The organism is Exiguobacterium sp. JMULE1, from assembly GCF_013337175.1.
GTDB lineage: Bacteria > Bacillota > Bacilli > Exiguobacteriales > Exiguobacteriaceae > Exiguobacterium_A > Exiguobacterium_A indicum.
Genome location: NZ_SGWC01000002.1, coordinates 2,701,495 through 2,721,691, shown reverse-complemented (window position 1 = coordinate 2,721,691; position 20,197 = coordinate 2,701,495). Strand labels below are relative to the sequence as shown.

Annotated in this window: 16 protein-coding genes; 11 read left to right on the top strand and 5 right to left on the bottom strand. The window is 48.1% G+C overall.

Going from position 1 to position 20,197, the window contains the following annotated elements; all coding sequences use genetic code 11:
• The first annotated feature begins 37 nt into the window (after positions 1 to 37).
• The 7 genes from atpG (at position 38) to EXW93_RS14225 (ending at position 7,451) form a co-directional block, all read left to right on the top strand.
• Positions 38 to 889, top strand: coding sequence for an ATP synthase F1 subunit gamma (gene atpG / locus EXW93_RS14255; protein ID WP_058704130.1), 852 nt, complete (start codon positions 38 to 40; stop codon positions 887 to 889).
• Between the two features lie 36 nt (positions 890 to 925).
• Positions 926 to 2,344 carry a F0F1 ATP synthase subunit beta gene (gene atpD, locus EXW93_RS14250; RefSeq protein ID WP_023469494.1) on the top strand — a complete coding sequence of 473 codons (1,419 nt, stop codon included), beginning with the start codon at positions 926 to 928 and terminating at the stop codon, positions 2,342 to 2,344.
• Between the two features lie 26 nt (positions 2,345 to 2,370).
• A complete protein-coding gene (locus tag EXW93_RS14245; protein ID WP_029342737.1) occupies positions 2,371 to 2,784 on the top strand; it encodes a F0F1 ATP synthase subunit epsilon in 414 nt (137 codons plus the stop codon).
• Positions 2,785 to 3,102: 318 nt separating this feature from the next.
• Positions 3,103 to 3,336, top strand: coding sequence for a DUF1146 family protein (locus tag EXW93_RS14240; protein ID WP_023469492.1), 234 nt, complete (start codon positions 3,103 to 3,105; stop codon positions 3,334 to 3,336).
• A gap of 221 nt (positions 3,337 to 3,557) precedes the next feature.
• Positions 3,558 to 4,862: a UDP-N-acetylglucosamine 1-carboxyvinyltransferase gene (murA, locus tag EXW93_RS14235; protein ID WP_174316664.1), complete on the top strand. Its 1,305-nt coding sequence runs from the start codon at positions 3,558 to 3,560 to the stop codon at positions 4,860 to 4,862.
• A 217-nt stretch (positions 4,863 to 5,079) separates the two neighbouring features.
• A complete protein-coding gene (mreB, locus tag EXW93_RS14230) occupies positions 5,080 to 6,060 on the top strand; it encodes a rod shape-determining protein MreB (protein ID WP_023469490.1) in 981 nt (326 codons plus the stop codon).
• 194 nt (positions 6,061 to 6,254) lie between these two features.
• Positions 6,255 to 7,451: a multidrug efflux MFS transporter gene (locus EXW93_RS14225; protein ID WP_174316663.1), complete on the top strand. Its 1,197-nt coding sequence runs from the start codon at positions 6,255 to 6,257 to the stop codon at positions 7,449 to 7,451.
• A 46-nt stretch (positions 7,452 to 7,497) separates the two neighbouring features.
• Here EXW93_RS14225 and EXW93_RS14220 read toward each other — a convergent pair whose 3' ends face one another.
• Positions 7,498 to 10,350: a sensor domain-containing protein gene (locus tag EXW93_RS14220; protein WP_174316662.1), complete on the bottom strand. Its 2,853-nt coding sequence runs from the start codon at positions 10,348 to 10,350 to the stop codon at positions 7,498 to 7,500.
• Positions 10,351 to 10,592: 242 nt separating this feature from the next.
• Between EXW93_RS14220 and EXW93_RS14215 the strand changes: the two genes are divergently transcribed.
• Both EXW93_RS14215 and EXW93_RS14210 read left to right on the top strand, forming a co-directional pair.
• Entirely contained in the window at positions 10,593 to 11,387 is a 795-nt protein-coding gene (locus EXW93_RS14215) for a flagellar hook-basal body protein (protein ID WP_035395871.1), read from the top strand.
• Positions 11,388 to 11,402: 15 nt separating this feature from the next.
• Positions 11,403 to 12,185, top strand: a complete 783-nt coding sequence (locus tag EXW93_RS14210) for a flagellar hook-basal body protein (protein ID WP_035395874.1) — start codon at positions 11,403 to 11,405, stop codon at positions 12,183 to 12,185.
• A 50-nt stretch (positions 12,186 to 12,235) separates the two neighbouring features.
• Here the strand turns inward: EXW93_RS14210 and EXW93_RS14205 are convergent, their stop codons facing one another.
• Positions 12,236 to 13,081: an NAD(P)-dependent oxidoreductase gene (locus EXW93_RS14205; RefSeq protein ID WP_035395878.1), complete on the bottom strand. Its 846-nt coding sequence runs from the start codon at positions 13,079 to 13,081 to the stop codon at positions 12,236 to 12,238.
• A 100-nt stretch (positions 13,082 to 13,181) separates the two neighbouring features.
• Positions 13,182 to 15,722, bottom strand: coding sequence for a HAMP domain-containing sensor histidine kinase (locus EXW93_RS14200; protein ID WP_174316661.1), 2,541 nt, complete (start codon positions 15,720 to 15,722; stop codon positions 13,182 to 13,184).
• Positions 15,723 to 15,970: 248 nt separating this feature from the next.
• Between EXW93_RS14200 and EXW93_RS14195 the strand changes: the two genes are divergently transcribed.
• Together EXW93_RS14195 and EXW93_RS14190 are read left to right on the top strand one after the other, a co-directional pair.
• Complete coding sequence (locus EXW93_RS14195; protein WP_035395884.1) at positions 15,971 to 17,128, top strand: AI-2E family transporter; 1,158 nt, start codon at positions 15,971 to 15,973, stop codon at positions 17,126 to 17,128.
• Between the two features lie 67 nt (positions 17,129 to 17,195).
• Positions 17,196 to 17,519, top strand: coding sequence for a winged helix-turn-helix transcriptional regulator (locus tag EXW93_RS14190; protein WP_023469481.1), 324 nt, complete (start codon positions 17,196 to 17,198; stop codon positions 17,517 to 17,519).
• A gap of 47 nt (positions 17,520 to 17,566) precedes the next feature.
• Here EXW93_RS14190 and EXW93_RS14185 read toward each other — a convergent pair whose 3' ends face one another.
• Both EXW93_RS14185 and EXW93_RS14180 read right to left on the bottom strand, forming a co-directional pair.
• Positions 17,567 to 18,514, bottom strand: a complete 948-nt coding sequence (locus tag EXW93_RS14185; RefSeq protein ID WP_174316660.1) for a class F sortase — start codon at positions 18,512 to 18,514, stop codon at positions 17,567 to 17,569.
• Positions 18,515 to 18,602: 88 nt separating this feature from the next.
• Entirely contained in the window at positions 18,603 to 19,970 is a 1,368-nt protein-coding gene (locus tag EXW93_RS14180) for a hypothetical protein (RefSeq protein WP_023469479.1), read from the bottom strand.
• Between the last annotated feature and the right edge of the window lie 227 nt (positions 19,971 to 20,197).

The window sequence follows — 20,197 nt, the reverse complement described above, 5'->3', positions numbered from 1 at the left end:
CGGAACGCTCTTGATACTAACAAGGTGGTGAATCGAAATGGCATCGTTGCGCGAGATACAAACGCGGATCAACTCGACGAAAAGTACGAAACAGATCACGAAAGCGATGAACATGGTTTCGGCGTCGAAACTGAACCGCGCTCAAGCACATAGCGCGAAGTTCCAACCTTACATGCTGAAAATGCAAGAGGTACTCGGAACCATTGCGAATGGCACGACAGGTGCGAGCCATCCGATGCTCGAGAAACGTCCCGTCAAAAAGACGGGCTACATCGTCATCACATCGGATCGCGGCTTAGCTGGTGCATATAACGCCAACGTGCTGCGTGAAGTCTACCGGGAAATCAAAGAAAAGCATACTACGGACAGTTACGTTCTCTTCGTGGTCGGTAAAGTCGGTGTCCAGTTCTTCCGTTCACGCGGAATTACGGTCACGGATGCGATCACAGGCTTGAACGATTCTCCTTCGTATGTCGACGTCGCTGAGATCGTGAAGCGCACAGTGAGTGCGTTCACGATCGGCGAAATCGACGAGCTCAAGCTGTGCTACAACCACTTCTTATCTGTCATCAGCCAAGAAGTGAAAGTCGAAACCCTTCTCCCACTCGGCGAAATCGAAGCTTCGTCTTCGACGACTTATGAGTACGAGCCAAGCGAGGAACAAATCCTTGCGGAACTCCTCCCGCGTTATGCGGAGAGCTTGATCTTCGGTGCGCTTCTTGACGCGAAAGTAGCAGAACATGCGTCACGTATGACAGCAATGCAAAGTGCGACAGATAACGCAGATGACTTGATCGGTCGATTGACTCTCGTCTACAACCGAGCTCGACAAGCTGCGATCACGCAAGAAATCACAGAGATCGTCAGTGGGGCTGCTGCGCAGCAGTAATCCCGACTGGCGTAACGATAGGTAGGAGGAAACACGATGAACGAACTCGGTTTAAAAGGCCGCGTCGTCGCGGTCATGGGACCTGTCATCGACGTTAAGTTCGAAGGACACTTACCGAACATCTACAACGCGCTTCGTATTCAATATACGCCGCAAACTGTAGAAGAAGTGGCTATCGACTTGACGCTTGAGGTCGCCCTGCACCTTGGTGACGACGTCGTCCGTACCATTGCGATGGACTCTACGGATGGAGTACGCCGTGGAATGGAAGTACTCGATACGAATGCTCCAATCTCGGTACCCGTCGGAGAAGCGACACTTGGTCGCGTCTTCAACGTACTCGGTAACCCAATTGATGAAAAAGAAATCGCTGCTGACGTGGAACGTCTTCCGATCCACAAAAAAGCACCGACTTTCGATAACCTTTCAACGAAAGTTGAAATCCTCGAGACTGGAATTAAAGTCGTCGACTTGCTCGCTCCTTACATCAAGGGTGGTAAGATCGGTCTCTTCGGTGGTGCCGGTGTAGGTAAGACCGTCCTCATCCAGGAATTGATCAACAACATCGCGCAAGAGCACAGCGGTATCTCGGTATTCGCAGGTGTTGGTGAGCGGACGCGTGAAGGAAATGACTTGTTCCACGAGATGACGGATTCAGGCGTTATCAAACAAACAGCGATGGTCTTCGGTCAGATGAACGAACCACCGGGTGCACGTCTTCGTGTTGCCTTGACTGGTTTGACAATGGCAGAATACTTCCGTGATGAGCAAGGACAAGACGTTCTTCTCTTCGTTGATAACATCTTCCGTTACACACAAGCGGGTTCTGAGGTATCGGCCCTTCTCGGTCGTATGCCATCTGCCGTTGGTTACCAGCCAACACTCGCAACAGAGATGGGTATGCTCCAAGAGCGAATCACATCAACAAACAAAGGTTCGGTTACATCGATCCAAGCGGTTTATGTACCAGCCGATGACTATACTGACCCGGCTCCTGCGACGACGTTTGCTCACTTAGATGCAACGACGAACCTTGAGCGCCGTCTCTCTGAGATGGGGATCTATCCTGCCGTGGATCCACTTGCTTCAACATCACGCGCCCTTTCACCGGAAATCGTCGGCGAAGAGCACTACGGTGTTGCACGTCAAGTTCAGGAAACACTTCAGCGTTATAAAGAACTTCAAGATATCATCGCGATCCTCGGTATGGACGAGTTGTCAGAAGACGACAAATTGACTGTACACCGTGCGCGTCGTATCCAGTTCTTCTTGTCGCAGAACTTCCACGTAGCTGAGCAGTTCACAGGACAAAAAGGATCGTACGTCCCAGTTAAGGACACGATCCGCGGCTTCAAAGAAATCCTCGAAGGTAAACACGATGACTTAACGGAAGAAGCATTCCGTCTCGTCGGTCCGATCGAAGATGCGATTGAAAAAGCGAAGGCGCTTGTCTAAGTGACAAAGCATAAGGGGGACTTGAGATGAACACACTTCATGTCAATATCGTCACCCCGGATGGCGAAGTGTATGATGGCGATGTCCGTATGGTCGTTGCGAAGACGATTTCTGGTGAGATCGGGGTTCTCCCGCACCACGTCCCACTCGTGACACCACTCGACATCAGCATCTTGAAGTTGCGCCACGAAGATGGCGGACGCACGTTGATCGCTATCAGCGGTGGCTTTATGGAAGTGCGCCAGGATACTGTAACGGTTCTTGCGGAAACTGCGGAGCAAGCAGACAAGGTCGACTACGACCGTGCTGCAGCTGCGAAGGTTCGTGCAGAACGTCGTCTCCAGGACACGAAATTATCAGAACTCGAATTCAAGCGTGCTGAACTTTCACTGAAACGAGCAGTTAACCGTCTCAGCTTGAAAGATTACGGTCGCGATTGATGTCGATCAAAGACTCGATTCCTTCATGGAATCGGGTCTTTTTTTGTACGACGCATCAATGAATGAGTGCGAAGAAGCGTTTTCTGAGCGAGGCGCTTGGAATCAGGTTTAGGAAGCGAAAAATATGTAAAAGAACACTATATGCCTTGTTTTCACGATTTCTTCAACAGAAAGCTCATGATTTTCCTCATTTGCTCTTCAATAAATATATTTTATGCGATAAAATAAATGCAGCTTGTGTCATTTTGTTTGCGCAATCATTCATTTTATGAAATCATGGTAAAGTTGAAGAAATTATGAAGAAGAGGTGCGAGGATAGTGACGTCAATTGGTATTAGTGCTCTGATCAGCATGCTCATGTACGTGATCGCCATCTTGTTTGCTTGGTGGGTGATGTTACCAATCAAATGGGATAAATTCCTGCAACATCCTAGAGGTCCACAGGCGGTTTTACTACGTGTCCTGCTTGCTGTTGCTCTTGGTTCCAGTCTGGCGCGCTTTTTACTTGAATATGCTGGTTTTGCGCAACGTCTGAAATTCTTATTCAGCTGAACTTGTAACTTCATTGTAAACCTTGTATCGTGAAACTGGATTACCATGGAAAAGGACACTGTTCTTTAATGAAAGAACACAGTCAATTTATCAATCATCGAAACAGTCGCGTAGTAGTTTTAACTATTGGGAGTTTCTCTTCTATCGGTTCATTTTGAACCGCATACGCACTTATCACGCCATCATAAATAGAACAGAAACGAAGCAGAGGAGTATGGGGAATGGAAAAAATCGTTGTCCGAGGCGGACGTAAATTAGCTGGCACAGTCAAAGTAGAAGGTGCAAAAAATGCCGTATTAAAAACACTCGTTGCAACATTGCTTGCATCAGAAGGACAATCGGTTCTTCAAAACGTACCACGTTTAGCAGACGTCTATACGATTAATAACGTGTTGCGCAACTTGAACGCGGAAGTCGAATTCGATGCGGAAGCCAACACGGTGACGGTCAATGCAGAGCCGAATCTTAAAGACGAGGCACCACTCGAGTACGTGCGTAAGATGCGAGCTTCGATTCTCGTCATGGGTCCATTACTTGCACGCCTCGGGCGCGCACGCGTTGCAATGCCAGGTGGCTGTGCAATCGGATCACGTCCGATCGATCTTCACTTGAAAGGATTCGAAGCGATGGGCGCGAAGACGATCATCGGAAACGGATTTGTTGAAGCGCATGTCGACGGTCGTCTCCAAGGTGCAAAAATCTACCTCGACTTCCCATCAGTCGGTGCGACAGAGAATATCATGATGGCTGCGACACTCGCAGAAGGAACGACAGTCATCGAGAACGTCGCAAAAGAACCAGAAATCGTTGACCTTGCGAACTTCTTGAACGCAATGGGCGCAAAAGTCCGCGGTGCAGGTACAGAAACGATCCGCATCGAAGGCGTCGAGAAATTACACGGTGCAACACACTATGTCATTCCTGACCGGATTGAAGCAGGTACGTTCATGATCGCAGCAGCGATCACAGAAGGTGACGTCGAAGTCATCGGTGCTGAGCGCGAACACCTTCGTCCACTCATCTCGAAGATGGAAGAGATGGGCGTTAAGATCACGGATACAGAAGAAGGACTCCGTGTCGTTGGTCCAGCAAAACTTGAAGCAGTTGATGTCAAGACGATGCCACACCCTGGTTTCCCGACAGACGTTCAAGCACAGATGATGGCCCTCGTTCTCAAAGCAGGCGGCACATCGGTCATCACGGAAACAGTTTTTGAGAACCGTTTCATGCACGTTGAAGAATTCCGTCGCATGAACGCGGACATCAAGATTGAAGGTCGCTCGTCGATCATCAATGGTGGTGTACAGTTACAAGGTGCGGAAGTTCTTTCAACGGATCTTCGCTCAGGTGCTGCACTCGTCACAGCAGGATTGATCGCTGAAGGCGAAACGCGTGTCGGTGCGCTTCACCACATCGATCGTGGATACGTCGACTTCCACCTCAAACTTCAAGCACTCGGTGCAGACGTCGAACGTGTGACAGAAGAAGCGGCAATCGTCGAAGAAACGGCAGCAACAAAGCTTTAATTCCAATTATCCAAGCATCATCTCATGTTTTTGAGATGATGCTTTTTTGCTGTATTTTCAAAAAGATGACAATGAAATGTGAAAAGCGAAAAAGAAAGTCGTTTCGTTATGAGGCGTATGCTAGAATTGAAAAGTATGTATACATAAATGGGTTAGACGTCCAAACGACGTTCTATATTTTGGAATAATAGCCATCGGGTAAAGGAGAGCACACGAGATGTTTTCAAAAGATATCGGAATCGACTTAGGGACGGCGAACGTCGTCATTCATGTCAAAGGGAGAGGCATCGTCCTCGATGAGCCATCGGTCGTCGCGATCGATAAGGCAACAGGTAAGATTCATGCAGTAGGAACGGAAGCACACTTGATGGTAGGGCGGACACCGGGGAACATCGTCGCGATTCGTCCTTTACAAGACGGAGTCATCGCGGACTTCGAAATGACGGAAGCAATGCTTCGCCATTTCATCGATAAGATTGAAGTCCGTAAGATGTTCGGTGGCGTCCGGATGTTGATCTGTACACCAGCAAGCATCACGACGGTTGAAGCGAAGGCGATTCGTCAAGCCGGTGAAAAATCAGGCGCAAAGACGGTCTTCCTCGAAGTCGAGCCGAAGGTCGCAGCAGTCGGTGCCGGTATGGACATTTGGATGCCAGCAGGGCACATGGTCATTGATATCGGTGGGGGAACGACGGACGTCGCTGTACTATCGATGGGTGATATCGTATGCGGGGAGACGATCAAAGTCGCAGGAGATCGCTTCGACCACGACATCATCCGTTCAATCAAGGATACACATAAGCTCATCATCGGGGAACGGACGGCACAAGCGGTCAAGACGACAGTTGCTACTGTTTCAGAAGACGGACGGAGCGAACAGATGGATATTCGGGGACGCAATCTCGTGACAGGCTTACCGCACAACATCACGGTGACATCAGAAGAGATGCACGAAGCGCTCGCGGAAGCAGCGATGGAAATCGTCGAAGCAACGAAGCGTGTGCTCGAGAAGACGCCACCAGAGCTCGCAGCGGATATCATCGATCGCGGTATCATCCTGACGGGTGGGGGCGCACTCCTTGACGGCATCGATCAACTGCTTGCAAAAGAACTCGGACTACCGGTTCTGATCGCAGAAGATCCAATGCTATGTGTCGCACGCGGTACAGGCATCATGCTCGATAATCTAGGCAAGTGATGAAAAGATGGAAGTGTTCTCAACGGAGAATGCTTCTTTTTTTTGTAGCATTCATTTTGCGAATTAATGAAGAGTAGAGGACAACTGGAAGAAACACTTGAACGATTCAAACGCTAGACATTTCACATTGTGAAGTGTATATTAGAAGTTGTTGTATTGAAACGAATTGTAAAATAAAAGGAAGTGATGCCACAATGCCATTGTGGAAAAGAAATTTAGTCGTTGTTTGGTTCGGTAGTTTTTTGACCGCTGCAGCCCTCAGTCTCGTATTACCGTTTTTGCCTTTATTCATTGAAGAACTCGGTGTCGACAGCCGACAAGACATTACGACCTGGTCCGGCATCGCCTTTGGTGCAACCTTCCTCGTCGCTGCGATCGTCTCACCAATCTGGGGACGTCTCGCTGACCGAAAAGGACGGAAGCTGATGTTGCTTCGCGCAAGTCTTGGTATGTCGATCGTCATGTTCTTGATTAGTTTCGTTCAAGACGTCTATCAACTCGTATTCTTACGTCTTGTCATGGGAGCCGTGTCCGGATTCATTTCAGCCGGTATTACACTCGTTGCTTCCCAAACCCCAAAAGAGAAAAGTGGCTGGGCGCTCGGCACCCTGTCGACCGGTGGGATTGCCGGTGGATTGCTAGGACCTCTCATTGGAGGATTCCTCGCCGACGTTGTTGGGCTTCGACCCGTTTTTCTCTTTACGAGCGTTCCGCTCTTCATTACCTTCCTCGTGACCTACTTCTTAGTTAAAGAAGAATTCGTCCCAATGGAAGTCAAAAAAATGGCGTCCGCGAAAGAAGTTATCCAGTCGCTGCGTCATCCGGAACTCATTTTAAGTCTCTTTTTGACGACGTTCCTGATTCAGTTCGCGGCACAATCGATTAGTCCAATTCTGTCGCTCTACGTCCGGGAACTCAGTCCGGGGACAGAACGTCTCGCGTTACTATCCGGGATCGTTGCTTCGGCACCTGGGATCGCGGCATTGATCGCGGCGCAACGACTCGGTCGTCTATCGGATAAAATCGGAGCAGAGCGTGTCTTGTTTTTTGCGCTACTTATTTTTGCGGCGTTCTTGATTCCGCAAGCGTTCGTCACGGATACGAGCCAACTGATCGTCTTACGGATGGGAATTGGTTTTGCGACAGCAGCACTAATGCCGTCCGTCCAAACGTTGCTTCGGAAGAATACGCCAGCCAATGCGTCAGGACGGATTTTTGGATATAACCAGTCCGCGCAGTTCATGGGGAACTTCCTCGGACCACTCGCGGGTGGACAGATTGCCGGGCACTTCGGCTTTGAAGCGTTATTCCTCTTCACTGGACTGATCGTCATCACGAATGCCGTGTTAGAGCGGACACAAACAGCAATGCTCAGTAAAAATAACGGATAAGGTAAAACACGTCGACTCTAACGAAGGAGTCGACGTGTTTTTTGTCTTAAGAAGGCGGTTCGAGAACGTCTTCCAAAAAGGAAGGTTGAGAATGTTTCAGTTGCTCCTGGACGAGAGAAGAGAGCGCACGCACCTTGAAATCCGCTGCATAATGGAACAGGCCGTTATCGAGTTCCGTGATGGATACAGGAACGAGAAAAATCTCGGGATGAATCAATGAGGCAAGTGTCACGTTTAGTTCGATGTTTTGATGAATCGGCAGACGAATCGAAGAGTAGAAGAACAGCGTCTTATTCGTACATCGGTTGATCAGGATATCAGAGGATCCGACTTGGATGGCTCGACCGTTTAGCCGGGTAATCGTGATTTGAGCGAATAACGATAAGATCGCTTCGACTGGAGCGGCTGTACCGGTGTGTTGAGGATATAACATCCCTTTCGTCAGTAATTTTTCAAAAGTGCTCTCTGACACAGGTTTGCTAAACAAATAACCTTGAATCAGGTCGCACTGTAACTCGCGATAAAAGTCGAGCTGCGGAATCGTTTCGATGCCTTCTGCGACGACTGTCAATTGAAACTCCTTTGCCATGAAGAGAATACTTTTGACGACAGAACGACTTTTCGAGTCATGCTCGATCAGTTGTGCAAGAGAACGATCAATCTTCAGACAATTGATCGGATAGCGCTGGACGTGAGAAATCGAAGAATAGGCGGTACCGAAGTCATCTAACGAAATATGGACCCCTAGTGCAGAAATACGCGCTAGAATCTCATGTATTTTATCGCTTTCGAGAAGAATGTCGGACTCAAGTAATTCAATCTCGAGGAGGTGCCCTGGTATCCGGTACTTCTGAAGGTACTCTTCGATGACTTGTGCGAAATCGCCATAAAAGAGGCGTTTTGGAGAGACATTGATGGAAATCGGAACGATGTTCGGATGGCGTCGCTCACGAAGCGCATGGAGAAAACGACATGTCTGATCGAGCACCCAGTCGCCAATATGAAGATACATCTCACTTTCTTCCGACAAGGACAGGAAGTCCTTTGGTGTCAAGCGTCCCCATTCAGGGTGATTCCAGCGGATCAAGGCTTCGGCTCCTTGAATATTTCCGTTCCAGCCGTCGACTTTCGGCTGGTATTCGAGGACGAGCTGCTCGTTTTGAATGGCGTACCGTAAATCCCGTTCGAGTTCATAACGGCGATACATATCGATGTCGAGCGTCGACGAGTAAAACTGATAATTGCTCTTCGTTCGTGATTTTGCACGTCGAAGTGCTGTATACGTTTGTTTCAATAATTCATCGGCTGATTGTTTATCGTTGACGACGTACGTGATACCGATGTAGACGTTCGTGAACAACTCATAGGATAAGACATCAAAACGTTTTTCAGACAGCTTTAGTAGCTGATGGCTCAATTTCACGATGGCGGTCTCATCGATGGGTTTTTTGATGATGAATAGATACTTATCACCAAACAGATGACCGACGAAGTGATCTTGATCTGCAAAACGACGAACTGCAGCACTTGTCTGGCGAATCCATTCATCTCCGACATCGTGTCCGAAACGTTCATGAATGACATTGTATTGCTTAAACGTGACGGCAAGCAATGTAAACGATGTTCGTGTTTTCAATAAATTCGTGATTTCCTCGAGTAAAAAGGCGCGATTCGGTAACTGTGTCAAGGAATCATGCATGGAGAGATGCCAAATCGTATGTTGTTGCTCTTTTAAGATCGTAATATCAGACGAGACCCCGTAATGACCCGTGACCTCTCCATTGCGATCACGAATCGGAATACAGATTTCCTCGATCCAAAAGACATTGTCGAGGAGTTGGAGACGATAGACGTGTCGGACGACCTTACCGTTACGAATCTCAGGATAGGAGAGTTCTAAATGTGGTAAATCCTCTGGATGAATCAGTGTTCGCCATAACTGAGGTTCCTTTTCGATGCGATTCAGAATGTGCTGATAGGGAGCTAAAAAACCGGTTGATTGAAATGTGACGGTTTGTGGATGATAGATATGTTCGTAAATGGACGTATCGAGTGAGCCGAAGACATCCTTTAAGGACTGAATGGCATGATCCCGTTCGCGTTCAAGACTCGTCAGCTCCGTTGCATCATGCAAAATAAAGTTAACGCAACGAGGAGAAGAATCTTGTTGAAGCAAAGCATCACAACGAACGACTTTCGTATAGTGGCGTCGTTTGCTCATCCGGAGTGACATCGAGAATTCGGTAATGTGCTCGTCACACAAGGCAGTACTCTGTTGTAAAAATAGATCACGGTCTTCCGGATGAATCTCATCGAGCAATTCATACGCATCCATTTGTGCGACATGGCGCTGTGACCATTCGAGTAATTGGCTGAGTGCGGCATCTGCGGTCAATTGTTTTGTCGAAGGAATGTATTCAAGGAATGTGACACCTTCAAGCGTCGTCGTCAACTGTTCCTTTGCAAGTAGACGATTATAAGCAGTACGTAATTCTTTTTGTTGGGAGACATCACGCGCAATCCCGTAAAGTCCGATGATGACGTGTTGATTATAGAGGGGGATGTTCGTAACATTAACGGTCAGGATTTGACCGTCTTTTCGTTGAATATCCGTTGTGAAATGAATCGTTTCGCCTTCGTGAACACGATGCTTCAATGGTGCGATGCGTTCAGCTTCTGATCCTATAAGCAACTCGCTGAAATGCATACCACGGATCGCGTCGGTAGGATAACCGAGTAAAAGAGGTAGCTTATTATTAAATGCGATGAAATTTCCTTTCAAATCCATCGTATAAACTGCATCCGGGTGATTTTCAAGGAAGTGGGTCATGTCTGTCAACAGTGTGAAATCTAAAGAAGGAGTGGTCGATTGGTTCGTACGTCTTTTAAAGAAAGACACCGTCATCACCTCGTTTCAACTGGTCGATATGAACTACTTCTAATTATACCCAATTGGAATAATTATGAATATGAAACGAATTCAAAAGAAGGAGAATGATTTTTTGATAGGAATAGTAGTACTTTAGATGCAACTCAGAATTTTATTCCCTTTTTTTGAAAAAAACTCATAATCTGAAGCAAACGGACCGATATACTAAAAGATAGAATTGAACATGAAGTCAATGAGGAGATGAAATATAGATGTTACGCGGAATGTATACGGCATCCGGTGCGATGCAGGCATTGCAACGCCAACAAGAGATGTTGAGTAATAACTTAGCGAATGCACGGACGCCCGGCTTCCGTGCCGATCAAGCATCCTTGCGCACGTTTCCAGAGATGATGATCCATCAAGCGGCGACGAATGAACGGACGGGAATTCGACCTGCTGGAAACGTCGGTACACTCGCGACAGGTGTGTTCATGCAGGCAGCGACACCGAACTTCGCACCCGGATCCATCACGGAGACAGGAAATGCGACGGATTTACAGATCAGTTCGGCGGAAGGCGTACCGATGTTTACGATCCTACATGGTAATGGAGGCGGAACAGCACCTGAAGGAGAAGTGTTGTATACAACGAACGGACAGTTTGCGGTCGATGGAGACGGTATCTTGCGGACGACGGACGGCGATCAGGTACTCGATGAGAACGGAAATATCATGAACGTCGGCAATGACGATTTCAAAGTCTCACCTGAAGGTATCGTGACGCGTGGGAACGGAGAACAAGTCGGACGACTTGGACTCGTGACGACGAATAATACGGAACAACTTGAACGAGTCGAAAACGGACTCTACCGGGCACCTGAAGCGCTGGCGCAAGGCAACGTCAAGGTCGATCAAGGGGTACTTGAACTAGGGAACGTCGCAATCGAACAAACGATGGCAGAGATGAACGCTGGTCTGCGTCAGTTTGAAGCGAATCAAAAAGTCATTCAAGCGTATGATCGGACAGCGGAAAAGGCAGTTTCTGAAATCGGTCGCGTCCGATAATGAAAGGGGAACACCATGCAATCACTCTATACGTCAGCTAGTACAATGGCGCAATTACAAAAACAACTCGATACGACCGGGCATAACTTAGCGAATGTCGATACGAACGGATATAAACGTCGTGACGCCCAGTTTAAAGAGCTGTTGACGCGTAACATCCAGAATCAACCGGCTACGTTGCAAACGGGACCTTTATCGACACCGGCCGGCTTACGAATCGGTGTCGGCGGTTATGTCGCCAATGAAGCGACGCGCTTTTCGATGGGAACGTTCAAACGGACGGACCGGGCACTCGATGCCGCCTTATCGGATCCGCATCATTTCTTTGCGGTCATCGATCGGGATGGGATGACGAAGTTCACGCGAGACGGAAACTTCCAACTATCACCGCAAGCCGATGGGCGTATTCAATTGACGGATGACGCGGGACGGTCTGTCGTCAACGGTCAAAATGAACCAATTCTCTTACCTGCGGATGCGACGGGTGTCGAATTGAACAAGGACGGCAACGTCACGGGAATCGTCAATGGAGAGCGCCGTGTCCTCGCACGGATTGGTGTCGGGTATATCGACAATCCGAACCAGTTGACGGAAGACGGTTCTGGTTTATTCACGACACCGGAACAATATCAGGCGGTCGGTGGCAACCCATTGACGGTCGGCACACTCGAGTCGTCGAACGTCGATATGGCAACCGAGATGACGAATTTGACACAGATTCAACGGGCGTATCAATTCAATTCAAAAGCACTGATGACGACCGATCAGATGATGGGAATCGTCACGTCACTGAAATAACATGAAAAAGCAGATCGCCTCAGATTTGAGTGCGGATCTGCTTTTTATATTCAGTCTTGTAGCGCTTGATAAATAGCGGCCATATCGGCATTCCCATGGTCAAGCTTTGCCTTCGCATAACTACGATCCGCTGCTTGAGCGAGCGGCAACTCGAGCTGCTGACGTTTTGCTTCAGTTATGATCAGCCCGAGATCCTTCGCCATCAAGCGAAGCGGGAAGGCAGACGGGAAATCGTTGTTCCGGTACATGTCCCGTTTACCGGTGAAGAGCGGCGTGTTCATGCCCGATGCACTGATCATCTGGATCAGCTTCTCTTTCTCAAGACCCGCACCTTCTCCGAGCAACAACGTCTCCGCGACTCCTTGTCCGACGACGGCGAGTAAGAGATTGATGGCAAGTTTTGCCGCACTTCCTGAGCCATGTGGACCGAAATGGATCGTTTCCTTTCCGAGTAGATCAAGATACGGCTGACAAGCCGTGACGACGTCTGCGTCACCGCCAGCAAGCAAGACGAGCTGCCCGTTTTCTGCGACGGGGACGGACCCCGAAACAGGAACTTCAAGATACGTCCCACCATTCTCTTCGACAAGCCGAGCCATCTTCCTTGTCTCTTCCGGTGAGATTGTACTCAAGTTGACGATCGTCTTACCTGTGAGGTCGTCTGTTACACTCTCGAGAACGGACGCGACAGCTGGTCCGTCCGCGAGCATGACGAAGATGATGTCGCTTTGACGTACTGCTTCCTGTGCTTCTTTGACAGCTTTTGCTCCTCGAGCAGTCAACGGCGCTGTTTTTTCAAACGTCCGGTTGTAGACGATCACGTCATGCCCACCGTCAAGCAGACGTTTTGCCATCGGTATACCCATATGTCCTAAACCAATCCATCCCAGTTGCATGTTGATTCCTCCTTATCCTAATGCGCTTTTGACTATACCCCGCACGTCGTCGAATCTAACGACAAAAAAGACCGTCCACATGATGTGAACGGTCAGGTGATTAATCTTCATACGTGAGGATGGTCGAGATGACAGCAATCGGGAAACGGATCGTAAAGGTTGATCCAACACCGACGACGGATTCGACATCAATCGTTCCGCTGTGGTGTTTAACGATTTCCTTACAGATCGATAGACCAAGACCGGTTCCACCGATTTTCCGTGTCTCGGAGTTATCGACACGGTAGAACTTATCGAACAACTTCGGAAGCGCGTCTTGTGGAATCCCGATACCTTCATCCTGAATCCGGATTTGGGCGAAACCAAGTTCATTTGTAATCCGTATCAAGACCGTCCCACCGCTCGGTGAGTACTTGACGGCATTGCTGAGCAGGTTGTTGAGCAACTGCTTCATCTTTTCTGCGTCGCCGTCGATCATGATCGGTCCACGTGCCTCAAAATCAATCGTGTGCGTCTCATGCGAGACATCATAGAACTCGATTAAATCCTGGGCGAGTTCGACGACATCGAATGTCGTCATCTCGTAACGGTGTTCGCTCGATTCCATGCGCTGAACATCGAGGAAGTCATTGACGAGCGTCGTCAGGCGACCCGTCTCGGAGTGGATCGTCTGGAGATATTTCCGTTGCCGTTCTTCCTCGAACCGTTTATTAAGCATCAGCTCGGTGAAGCCATAGATCGAAGAGAGTGGGGTCCGTAATTCATGCGAGACGGTCGAGACGAATTCTTCTTTCATCCGCTCGGCTTCCGTTTCCTTTGTGACGTCACGGAGAACAAGCATCGTACCGACCCACATGCCGTCGACTTCAATCTTCTCGGCATAAATCTGGATGTACGTACTCTGTTTTCGAATCGAGACGATCAAGCTATCTTTTGGTAAATTCAGCTCAACGATCTGTTCGATGTAACGCTCAAATGGTGCTGGTTCATCGATGATGTCAGCGAGTGCCTGCATCGCTTGCTGGAAGGCAGAGCGCTCTTCGTCTTTGAACTCTGTTGGTACTTCCGGGAACAACGTCATCAGCGGTTCGTTGACGAGCAATTCGTCCGTCTCATGTTCGATGTAGACGACGGCTTCACGAATCGAGTTTAATAGTTGGGTCGTCTTATTCTTCTCACGAATCATTTCTTCATAAATCCCCATCCGGAGAAGGGAAAGCGATAATTGATGCGAGAACGACAAGATGTCATCCATCTGTTCCGCTGTGAAGGCGTCACGATAACGAACGAGATAGATACAGGCGATCATGTGCTCTTTCGTCGGATCAAGAACTGGGACTGCGACCTCATACATATAGTATGGGTATGGAAGCGGACTTTCGTGCGCGACCTGTTTCGATGAATGAACTGGACGCTTCAGGAGGCGTGCGCGGTGCAAGAGTGATTGATCATCGGAGACAAGACGACCGACCATCTCTTCCGTCATCCCATAATCGATCGTTGAACGGACTTCCTGTTGATTAAGGAACAACAATGCACCAATCTCAGAATGTGTGATCGAGACGAGCTTCTCGATGATTTCCGGATACGCCGTCAGTGTCTCACGGGACGCAAGCGTCTCGGTCAATTCATTGCGATACTTGAGATGTTGTTCGCTCCGAAGCGTGATATCGAGTGCTTCCTCAAGCTCTTCCTGTTGCGCTTGCAGTTCTTCTTGCTGGGCGACGAGTTCTTCCTGTTGTGCCTGGAGTTCTTCGTTCTTCGCCAGCATATGGACCTTGTTGTCGGCAATCGATGCCGCCATTTGATTGAATGATGCCGTCAGCGTATGCAGCTCGTCCTTCCGTTTCGGTAATGGAATCGCTTGGATGTCTTCACCTGTTGCAAGCAAAGCGCTATCGTGAGACAGTGCGTTGACCTGCTTCGTAATGCGGCTGATGAATGGACGAACGAGAGAGAAGAGGACGAGAATCAAGACGACGAGGTTCGACAGCCAGATGAACTGGGCGACACGCATTTCGCCAAGAAGATCGTTCTTTGCCTCGACTTCCTTCCCTTGAATCAACGTCAGATAATCAGCAAGTAACGTATCAATCCGTGTCATGTCGACATCAGCGTCTGATAAACTAACCGATCCGCGTATTGTTCCGTTTGCATTAAACAGATCCTTCCCATTCGAAAGCGCAGCAAGGGTATCAGGGTCGACAAAAGCTTCATCGATTTTCCCGTCTTTCTTCCCGTCGACGTATTCAGTAAGGAGCGGCAGTGCTGTTCCGAAATAATCGTCATACATTTGACGTGTCGCGGTTGCGTACTCTTTTCCTTGCTCGTACACAGCGTACTTTTCGAACCATGTCGTTAAACGATTGATTTCCTGTTGATTCGTCTTGACGGTATCCAGTGTTTCCTGTGAGCCGGTCAATAAGTAGGATTTAACGTTACTTTGCGCGACGGTCCACTCACTAGCGAGGTCATTCGCATTCGTTCGTCGTTCACGTAAGTCATCGAATGTCGCATTCGCCTGATCGATTTTTTGTTCCGTGTAGAAATAAACGATCGCAGACGTGATGCTGAGGGCGACGAACACCATATAGAAGGCGAACATCAATTGGCGACCGATGGTATGGTTGATCCATTTCACTGGGGTATCCTCCGTATTCTATTTTACATGTATGAAAAAGATTGCTTAAGTTCGAATATATTCATCTTACGCACATTCAACTTGTACGGCAAATTTGAATCTGCAAATCTTATTAAAACAAATATATCATATATTGGTTAAAATGGAGGAACCGATATATTTTCTGAGAATAAGGATTAAGAAGCGTTGTTTTAAGGAAAACAATAGAGGATATGGAACTTCATACTTTAAATTAGGGAAGTGGTTAGATGCAAAAAATGTTCGAAAACAAATGGTACCGATTCGCCTGGTGGATCATGACGTTACTCATCATCGTCTGGATTGGCGATCATGTCACGTTCCTATTCCGACCGGTCGCGATTTTGTTACAGATGGTCGTACCACCGCTTGCGATCGCCGGGATTCTCTATTATGTCCTGCTACCGATCGTCGAGCTGCTCGAGAAAAAGATGAAGCGACGACCTGCTGTCTTGATCGTCCTCGTTGGTCTGATCGGAATCTTGACGACGCTCGGCTTCATCTTCGGTCCGATGCTATCAGAACAGATCACACAGTTCGTCAACTCGATTCCGACACTTGCGACGCAGTTTCAGCGTCAATTGATCGATGTCCGAGAGCAACTTGAAAACAGTTCGGTGTTCTCACGCTTCCTCTCAGGACCAGATAACTTGTTCAATAAGTTTTCTAGCAATATCTCGGAGTACGCTTCGACGTTCCTCAAGAACATCGGTACGGGCGTTGGTGGATTCGTCAGTGTCGTGACGACGACGGTCGTAACGATCGTCATCATCCCGATCATGTTGATCTATATGTTGCTTGATGGCGATAAGCTGAAAGGCAATCTCGTCAAGCTGATGCCGTACGAGTACCATAAGGAAACGAAAAAAATTCTCGGGGACGTCCACTTGACGATCATGAGTTACATCCGAGGTCAGGTCATCGTCAGTATCGGGGTCGGGATCATCGCCTACATCGGATACTTAATCATCGGGATTGATTATGCGTTGCTGCTTGCGTTGTTTGCGACACTGACGAACATCATTCCATTCCTTGGTCCGGTCCTCGGTGTCATTCCGGCATTGATCGTCGGGTTCATTCAGGATCCGATTCTTGCGATTTATGCAATCATCGTCATGACGGTCGCGCAACAGATCGATTCGCACATCATGTCACCGCTCGTCCAAGGGAAAACGCTCGATGTCCATCCATTGACGATCATCATCGTCCTGCTGGTTGCGGGGAACATCGCTGGTTTCTTCGGGGTCTTACTCGGTGTCCCGTTCTACGCCGTCATGAAGGTCGTCATCCTGAACATCCGTCGTCTCTATCATCTTCGGTCGCAAAAGAAGATGGTCATCACGGAAGAAGAGAAGACGTTCGATACGATTGTCACGGAGCGCGATTGAGTTTTGAAATTCACGTAAAAGTGCGTCATACTGAAGACGTAGTTAAGAAAAAGGGGGCAGGGATCAGATGGATTCACGTCATACCGAAGAACAAGCCGATTTACTGGCATTGCAGAAGTTTCAACACAACTTTGAGAACAGCCTCAAGTCGAGTATCATTTATCTTTTGCGTGATGGGGCGTTGACGATCGGGGAACTCGAGCAACGGATCGATCAGTCACACGGTCAAATCCTCGAACAGCTGCAGGAGCTGATCGAAGATGGTCTCGTCGTCCAGCAGATGTCAGAAAAAGTGCACGGGCTGGCCTATTATTTAACGGCACCGGCAGAAGATCTCGTCCGTCAGTTCAAGGAATCGATTCGCTGGAGCAAACAGCATATTCGTTATTGATGGACGTCAAAAGCCAGAGTCGCTAGACTCTGGCTTTTGTGTGGATCTTAACGACGTATGGCACTGAAGGCTTCTTCCGATTCAATGCCTGCTTTGTTGACGGCTGTAATGATGAAACGACCCGTCGCATCTTCTGGAAGTGGGAAGGCTTTCCGTTCGATGACATCTGTTGTACCGAGTTTTTTGCGTTTACCGTCTTTTTCTTGATAGATGTTGTATTTGACGACATCCTTATCCGTAGAAGCATACCAGTTCACGAATCCACCACTGACGCGGACGTTCGTGGCTGGTTTCGGTGGTGTTTTGACGGGATCAGATGCTTTCTCATCGAGTTCTGTGAAAACGACGAGTCGATCATCATACGTTCCGGCATTTTGGTCAAACGTTCCGATACACGTAATCAAGTTAAGATTCCGTTTCTCAGAAGCACCAAAGATTTTTTGAAGCGGGGCATCCAAGTGATCGTATTGAACAAGCTTTTTGACGCGGAAGACGAGCGTCCGTCCCGAAGCATCCTTAATCTTGATTTGATCATTCTTCTTTAAGTCTCTTAGTTGATAGAAGACGGCAGGACCTGTTTTCGTATCGGTGTGTCCATCGATGACAGCATTCCCGACATCGCCTGGACGTGGACCAAACTTATACCAGCCGACTTGTTGTTCATTCTTTGGTGTCGCCATGGCGCCATTCTTATCAAGACCGACTTGCTCGACCTTTGTTTTGACGTCAAGCGTTGGAATCGAGAGAGTCTTTGGTAATTCAACTTCATTCGTCGAAAGATCCTTGAACTCTTTTTTGAAGATGTCCGATGGTTTTAACGGATCTTCTGCTGGCGCCTCCTTCTTATTCTCGGAAGAAGTCACCGTCTTGGGTGACGCCGTTCCTTGGGTGATGTTGGATGCTGCTTGTTCCGGTGTGCTAAAGAGCAGGAACAAGAGCGTTCCGACGGAAACAACCATCAAAACGATGCTTGTCGGCAGTAACCATTTTCGCATGACGTGTAACTCCTTTCCGAGAGAAGGGTCTCTCTATGTAAAAACAGGATAGCAGATTGCTATCCTGTTTTTGATTATACCCAATTTCTTAGGCGTTTTGACGTTTGCGTGCGAGGACAAGACCAACTGCTCCGAGTGCGAGACCGAATACTGCGATTGCACCTGTTGTTGCAGCTGTGTTGTTGTCGCTCATACCACCGTTACCAGTGTTAGGCATTGAGCCTGGTGTACCATCCATGAATTTCTCTGGCGATTGTTTGACGATCGCTTCACCGAGGTTTTCACCTACGCCGTACATGTAAGCGTAAGACTCACGGAATGTGTCGACAGAACCTTTGTAGTCGCCTTCAACATACTGCATGAACGTATCTTGGACGTAAGTCTCGTGACCTGATACGGCTTCTTGTGCTGCTTTTGTTGGAAGGTTTTCTTCTGTTGCCGCACCGAGGAATGCACCGAAATCGTTCGAGAACATTTTGAGCATGTCTTGTGCGTCACCCATTAATTTTTTATCGTCATTGATTGCTGCTGTGACGAGGTTTGCTTGTGCTTCGATGTGGTTTTTCGTCCAAACTTGTTCGAACTGATCCGCACCGGCTTGACCGTAGATTGATTTGATCGCTGCTTTGAAGTCTGCAGTGTGCATATCTTCAGCCCAGTTTGCTGCATCGTAATCTTTCGCTTTATCCACACCAGCTGTCATGCTGAGGTTTGCAAGTGCAACGTGTTCAGCTGCAAGGCTGTTAAGTGTTGAACGAAGATCTGCTGCTTTAGAATCTGCTTTCGTGTTGTCGAATTTCTCAGGCATCTGTGTTGTGATAGCAACAGAGAGTGCTTTAGAGATATCGTACATGCGGCTGTATCCTTCACGGAACGTGTTGTACGATCCTTCGTAGTCACCAGCAGCATATTGTTGGAATGTCTTGTAGACATCTGCTTCGTGAGCACGGAGGACTTCTTCAGCTGCTGCTTTCGGGAGTTTACCTTCCGTTGCTGTATCGAGGAAGCTTGAGAGATCTTGTACGAACTCTTCTGTTTCTTTCTTCGAAGCGTTGATGCCGTCTTGGTCATCTGCTTTTACAGCTTTGACGAGGTCTGTTGTGTATTTATTGTGATCAACGAAAATTTTCTCGAATTGTTTTGCGCCTTCGTCGCCGTAAACGGAAGCGATGGCTGGTGTCATATCGAGTGCATTTTGTTTAAGTGCTGCTTCGTAATATTCTGCGTCTTTTGAACCGTCATATTGTTTTTTCATGTCCATGACAGCGAGGACGAAGTGCTCTGAAAGTAACTGATCGAGTGTGGCACGAAGGTCAGCAGCTTTTGTTTTGACCGTGACGTTCTTTGGTGCCTCTTGTTTCATGTCATCTGCGCCACCAGAAGCGAATGCTGCTGTTCCTGGAAGTACGAGTGCTGCTGCCATTGCTGATGCTGCGAATTTTTTAGTGTGTTTCATGTTGAATCCATCCTCTCGATTTTAAGGTAGTGGAGCGCTTGCTTTAGTTTTTAATAGGAAAAACGTTTGGAAGCGTTGATCTAAACTTGAATAGAGGGATGAAACCGGGCCCGTGTCATCCTGTGCTTGTAAGTGTTGCTTGTGAATCTGTAAGGCTTACGCGGGTGGATGGCATTTGGATTTAAAAAAATGTGAGATTTACGGAAATAATGTGTTGCGAATTTTTT

Coding starts and splice junctions, on each gene's coding strand:
- EXW93_RS14185 (WP_174316660.1), bottom strand. CDS start 18,514: ATGCGAAAATGGTTACTGCCGACAAGCATCGTTTTGATGGTTGTTTCC.
- EXW93_RS14190 (WP_023469481.1), top strand. CDS start 17,196: ATGGATTCACGTCATACCGAAGAACAAGCCGATTTACTGGCATTGCAG.
- atpD (WP_023469494.1), top strand. CDS start 926: ATGAACGAACTCGGTTTAAAAGGCCGCGTCGTCGCGGTCATGGGACCT.
- EXW93_RS14225 (WP_174316663.1), top strand. CDS start 6,255: ATGCCATTGTGGAAAAGAAATTTAGTCGTTGTTTGGTTCGGTAGTTTT.
- EXW93_RS14180 (WP_023469479.1), bottom strand. CDS start 19,970: ATGAAACACACTAAAAAATTCGCAGCATCAGCAATGGCAGCAGCACTC.
- EXW93_RS14215 (WP_035395871.1), top strand. CDS start 10,593: ATGTTACGCGGAATGTATACGGCATCCGGTGCGATGCAGGCATTGCAA.
- murA (WP_174316664.1), top strand. CDS start 3,558: ATGGAAAAAATCGTTGTCCGAGGCGGACGTAAATTAGCTGGCACAGTC.
- EXW93_RS14210 (WP_035395874.1), top strand. CDS start 11,403: ATGCAATCACTCTATACGTCAGCTAGTACAATGGCGCAATTACAAAAA.
- EXW93_RS14195 (WP_035395884.1), top strand. CDS start 15,971: ATGCAAAAAATGTTCGAAAACAAATGGTACCGATTCGCCTGGTGGATC.
- EXW93_RS14245 (WP_029342737.1), top strand. CDS start 2,371: ATGAACACACTTCATGTCAATATCGTCACCCCGGATGGCGAAGTGTAT.
- EXW93_RS14205 (WP_035395878.1), bottom strand. CDS start 13,081: ATGCAACTGGGATGGATTGGTTTAGGACATATGGGTATACCGATGGCA.
- mreB (WP_023469490.1), top strand. CDS start 5,080: ATGTTTTCAAAAGATATCGGAATCGACTTAGGGACGGCGAACGTCGTC.
- atpG (WP_058704130.1), top strand. CDS start 38: ATGGCATCGTTGCGCGAGATACAAACGCGGATCAACTCGACGAAAAGT.